This is a genomic window from Corallococcus sicarius (genome assembly GCF_003611735.1).
Lineage (GTDB): Bacteria > Myxococcota > Myxococcia > Myxococcales > Myxococcaceae > Corallococcus > Corallococcus sicarius.
In genome coordinates this window covers 1-5,014 of the sequence record NZ_RAWG01000478.1, presented here as the reverse complement: position 1 = coordinate 5,014, position 5,014 = coordinate 1, and the positions used below count along the sequence as shown (strand labels likewise).

Sequence of the window (5,014 nt, the reverse complement as noted above, 5' to 3'; positions counted from 1 at the left end):
GCCGGGGTCCAACCTCGTGCAGACGCCGGGGGGCGGGGTGGTGTAAGGAGCGCGCCATGCCTCGCTATTTCGAAGGGGATTTCCTCCCCCCCCAGGGCCGGTTCGCCATCTGCGTCTCCCGGTTCAACAGCTTCATCACGGAGGAGCTGCTGAAGGGCGCCGTGGACACGCTGGTCCGCCACGGCGTGAAGGACGACGCCATCGACGTGTACCGCTGCCCCGGCACCTATGAGCTGCCGGGCCTCACGCGCCGCGTGGCGGAGGGCGGGCAGTACGCCGGCCTCGTCATCCTGGGCGCGGTGATTCGCGGTGGCACCCCCCACTTCGACTACGTGGCGGGCGAGTGCGCCAAGGGCATTGGTTCGGTGGCGTTCAGTGCGGCGTCGGGCCCGAAGCCCGCGGCGGTGACGTTCGGTGTGCTCACGTGCGATACCGTGGAGCAGGCCATTGACCGGGCGGGCGTGAAGGCGGGCAACAAGGGCGCGGAGGCCGCGGTGGCCTGCATCGAGATGGTCAATCTCTACGCGCGCATGACCGCCGCGGAACGGAAGGGCTGACCGCATGGGCGCACGCAGAACGGCACGGGAGCGGGCGCTGCAGGCGCTCTACCAGCTGGAGATGGCCCAGGGCGCCGCCCGGGAGGCCCTGGATTCAGCGTGGGCCGCCTCGGCGGAGGACGGCAAGCCGGAGCCGGACGCGGTGAAGTTCGCCAAGGAGCTGGTGGACGGCGTGCAGGCGCACCGCGAGGAGATTGACGCCCTCATCGAGCGCCACAGCCACAACTGGCGCCTGGATCGCATGTCCCGCATCGACCGGAACGTGCTGCGGCTGGGCATCTTCGAATTGAAGTACCGCTCGGACATCCCCCGCAAGGTGACCATCAACGAGGCGGTGGAGCTGGGGAAGAACTTCGGGACGGAGGAGTCGAGCGCGTTCGTCAACGGTCTCCTGGACCGCGTCGCGGTGGCGCTCGGGAAGCCGTGAGCCAGACGAGCACGCTGGAGGTGGGGCTGGAGGGCCTGGACGCGTTGGCCGGGGTGGACGCCCTGTGCCTCTTCGTGGCCGAGGATGACCGGCCCCTGCCTTCCTCCGCGGGCTACGTGGACTGGCGGCTGTGCGGCGCCCTGTCCCGCGTCCTCCTGGGCGGCTTCTTCACCGGGGTGAAGGACGACTGGCTCCTCCTGCCGTCGGACGGGAAGCTCTCCGTGCCGCGCATCTTCGTGGTGGGCCTGGGCCCGCGAAAGGGCCTGGACGCTTCCGCCCTGGGCGAGGCGCTGGCGGGCGCGGCGAAGGTGCTGAGCCGGGCGAAGGTGGAGTCGGTGGCCCTGGAGGTCCCTGGCGGGCCGGGCCTGAGCGACGCGACCCGGGCGGAGGCGTACCAGCGGCAGTTCCTGCCCGCGTTCAAGGGGGCCCGGGTGTCCCTCCTCGCGGACAAGGGCCTTGTCGGTTCGCTGTCATCCCGCAAGGGGTAGCACTCGGCGCCCTCGCGGGTGTTCTGCTAGCATCTGGCCTCCGAGGCGTGCGCGCGATGACGTTCAGGGTGCTGATTGTCGAGGACTCCAAGGTGTCGCGCGAGCACATCGCCGCGACCGTGGAGGCCGTGGACGGCATCGAGGCCGTCACCACCGCCAGCGGCTTCGAGGCGCTGAAGCTGCTGCCCCGCCAGCGGTTCGACCTCATCATCACCGACATCAACATGCCCGACATCAACGGGCTGGAGCTCATCAACTTCGTCAAGAAGAACCCCAACTACCGGGACGTGCCGCTCATCATCGTCACCACCGAGGGGCGTGAGCAGGACCGCTCGCGGGGGATGGCGCTGGGCGCGGCGGGCTACCTGGTCAAGCCGTTCCAGACGGAGGATTTGGAGGCGCTCCTGCGGCGCTTCCTCAAGCCGCTGTGACGCAGCACGGGGGCAAGGCGCTGGCGGAGTTCGTCGCCGAGGCCACGGAGATCCTCGATGCGCTGGGCCGCGACCTGCTCGCGCTCGACGAGGCCCGCGACCAGGAGGCGGACCCGGAGCACATCAACGGCATCTTCCGCGCGGCGCACTCGCTCAAGGGGCTGTCGGGGCTCTTCGGCCAGGAGCGCATCACCCAGCTGGCGCACGCCGCGGAGGACCTGCTGGACCGGCTGCGGCTGGGGCGGCTGACGCTGGACGACCAGGTGCTGGACGCGCTGGTGGACGCGCTGGACACCTTCCAGTCCCTGCTGGGAGAGACGTCGCGAGGGGAAGAGGGCGAGGACCTCACCCAGCGCACGCGCGCCATGGAGGAGCGGCTGGCGCGGATGGGCTCGCCCGCGCCGCCCGCGGAGGAGGATCCGCTGGAGCGGCTGGAGCTGGACGTGCAGGTGCGCGCCGTCTTCACCGAGTACGAGGAGCACCGGCTGCGAGAGAACGTGCGGCGCGGGGTGGCGCTGTGGCGGGTGCGCGCCGCGTTCGACCTCACCGACTTCGACCAGGGCCTCGCGGACCTGAACGCGCGCCTCAAGCCCCTGGGCGAGGTCATCAGCACGCTGCCCTCGTCGCGGCCCGGCGGTGCCAGCGGCATCGCGTTCGACCTCATCTTCGGCGCGAAGGTGTCCGCGCAGGCGCTGGAAGAGGGGTTGCAGGGAACGCCCGCGGAGCTGGCGCCGCTGACCGTGCGCCCTGCTCACGGGGAGCCCTCCAGGCCTGTCTCCGCGCCGGAGACGGTCTCCTCCCTTTCTCCCGCTGATGCCGGGGTGACCGCCCCTGACGGAGCGCCCCGCCCCAAGCGCGGGAAGAAGAAGGGGACGCGCGTCCGGCCGTTGTCCCTGGAGGCGGGCCCGCCCCAGGCGCTGCTTCCGGCGGACACCCGGGCCCCCGCGCAGGACGCGCCCTCCGGGTCGTCCCACGGAACTCCCGGACTCGTGGCCCTGCCCACGGCAGCGGCGAGCGCAGGCTCCCCGCGCATGAAGGCGGTGGCCGGCCCGTCGCCCACGACGCTCGGGCTCCAGTCCGCCGCGTCGGCGCCGCTGCCCGCCGGGCGTCCCCGTCCGGAGGAGACGTCGCTGCGCTCGCTCACGCAGACGGTGCGCGTGGACATCGGGCGGCTGGACGGGCTCATCAACATGGTGGGCGAGCTGCTGCTGATCAAAGCCAACCTCCAGCGGCTGGCGGAGGCGTCCCGGCAGGACGGGACGGTGGCGCTGTCCAAGCTGTTCGGCCAGGAGCTGTCGCGGGAGACGCGGCAGCTGGAGCGCAAGCTGGAGGCCCTGCAGGAGGGGCTGCTTGAAGCGCGCATGGTCCCGGTGGGCCAGGTGTTCGACAAGCTGGCGCGGCTGGTGCGGAGGATCGCCCGCGAGGCGGGCAAGGAGATCGACTTCGTCAGCACCGGCGGCGAGGTGGAGCTGGACAAGCTCATCGTCGAGGAGCTGAGCGACCCGTTGATGCACCTCATCCGCAACGCCATCGACCATGGCGCGGAGGGGCCGGAGGCGCGGCTGTCGGCGGGCAAGTCCCGGCGTGCGGTGGTGCGCCTGCGGGCCGAGCAGAAGGGCAACCACGTCCTCATCAGCGTGAGCGACGACGGCTCCGGCATCGACGAGGCGCGGGTGCGCGAGGTGGCGCTGTCGCGCGGGCTCGTCACCTCCGCGCAGGTGAGCGAGATGACGCGGCGGGAGCTGCTCAACCTCATCTTCCTGCCGGGCTTCTCCACGCGCTCCAGCGTCAGCGCGCTGTCCGGCCGGGGCGTGGGCCTGGACGTGGTGAAGAACAATCTGGGCAACCTCTCCGGCATCATCGACGTGTGGAGCGAGCGCGGGAAGGGCACGGCCTTCCACCTGACGCTGCCGGTGACGCTCGCCATCGTGCGCGCGCTGGTGGTGGGGGTGAGCGGGCGCACCTACGCGGTGCCGCTCAACAGCGTGCTGGAGATATTGGCGGTGCAGCCGGACGACATCCGCACGGTGGAGCGCCGCGAGGTGTTGGATCTGCGCGGACAGACGCTGCCCTTCCTGCGCCTGGGGCGGCTGTTCCACCTGCCGGAGCGCGAGGTCAACCGCCACTTCGTCGTGGTGGTGGGCCTGGCGCAGCAGCGGCTGGGCATCGCGGTGGACGAACTCTTCGGCCAGCAGGACATCGTCACCAAGCCCCTGGGTGGCCGGCTGAGTGGCGTGAAGGGCATCTCCGGCGCCACCGACCTGGGCAACCGGCGCACGGTGCTGGTGCTGGACGTGGCGGAGCTCCTGGAAGAGGGCATCGCGCAGGAGCGGCGCCGCGCCTGAGGCACCCGTCCCGGGGGGCTGCTATCTTCCCGCCCGTGTCCCGTTTCGAAGCCCTGCTCGACGCGTTCTTCTACCGCCCGGACGAGGACGTCAGCGGCCTGTTGGACTTCGCCGTGGGCAGCGACGGGCTCTCCCCGCGCGTCCCGGAGGAGGAGCCCACCGAGTACCTGGCCTTCCGCCTGGAGACCGAGTGCTACGCGGTCCCCATCCTCACCGTGCGGGAGATCTGCAAGGTGCCGCTGCTCACGGAGATTCCGCGCGCGGAGCCGCAGCTGCTGGGCGTGATGAACCTGCGCGGGGAGCTGCTGCCTGTCTACGACGTGAAGCTGCGGCTGCGCCTGTCGGAGGTTCCGCCGCTCGTGGCGGGGCCGGACGCGGGCCTGCCGCCCAAGGCCGCGCGCATCCTGGTGCTCAAGACGCAGGACGGGCCCGCGGGCGTGTGGGTGGACTCGGTGGCGGGCGTGGTGCGGCTCAAGCCGTCCATGGTGGAGCTGTCGCCCGCGGGGCTGCGCGGGGACCGCGACTGCGTGGCGGGGTTGGGCCGCAAGGGCTCGCAGCTCTACATCCTGTTGGATCCAGAGCAGGCGCTCGCCCCATGACGGACCCCGTGAACCTGCTGGCCCGCCGTCCGCGCGGCGTGACGGCCGACGACGCCCCGACGGTCGACGCGGAAGTGCAGCTGTGCGCCTTCTTCGTGGGCAACGAGGAGTACGTGCTGGACATCATGCGCGTGGAGGAGATCCTCCCGCCCCAGCGCGTCATCCCC

General features: G+C 71.4%; 6 protein-coding genes. All 6 read left to right on the top strand.

The window, feature by feature from the left end; translation table 11 throughout:
• Window positions 1-56: 56 nt before the first annotated feature.
• Genes ribH through D7X12_RS39110 form a run of 6 tightly spaced genes read left to right on the top strand, consistent with a single transcriptional unit; the run spans window position 57 to window position 4,847 of the window.
• On the top strand, window positions 57-557 hold the full coding sequence (gene ribH, locus D7X12_RS39135) for a 6,7-dimethyl-8-ribityllumazine synthase (RefSeq protein WP_120615811.1): 501 nt from the start codon (window positions 57-59) through the stop codon (window positions 555-557).
• 4 nt (window positions 558-561) lie between these two features.
• A complete protein-coding gene (gene nusB / locus D7X12_RS39130) occupies window positions 562-984 on the top strand; it encodes a transcription antitermination factor NusB (RefSeq protein WP_120630249.1) in 423 nt (140 codons plus the stop codon).
• A complete protein-coding gene (locus tag D7X12_RS39125) occupies window positions 981-1,472 on the top strand; it encodes a M17 family peptidase N-terminal domain-containing protein (protein WP_120630248.1) in 492 nt (163 codons plus the stop codon). Before nusB ends, D7X12_RS39125 begins: the two co-directional genes overlap by 4 nt.
• Before the next feature lie 56 nt (window positions 1,473-1,528).
• Window positions 1,529-1,903, top strand: a complete 375-nt coding sequence (locus D7X12_RS39120; protein ID WP_120630247.1) for a response regulator — start codon at window positions 1,529-1,531, stop codon at window positions 1,901-1,903.
• Window positions 1,900-4,248 carry a chemotaxis protein CheA gene (locus D7X12_RS39115; protein WP_120630246.1) on the top strand — a complete coding sequence of 783 codons (2,349 nt, stop codon included), beginning with the start codon at window positions 1,900-1,902 and terminating at the stop codon, window positions 4,246-4,248. Before D7X12_RS39120 ends, D7X12_RS39115 begins: the two co-directional genes overlap by 4 nt.
• Before the next feature lie 35 nt (window positions 4,249-4,283).
• Window positions 4,284-4,847 (top strand): chemotaxis protein CheW, encoded by a 564-nt coding sequence (locus D7X12_RS39110; RefSeq protein WP_120630245.1) that lies wholly within the window; start codon window positions 4,284-4,286, stop codon window positions 4,845-4,847.
• Window positions 4,848-5,014 lie beyond the last annotated feature (167 nt).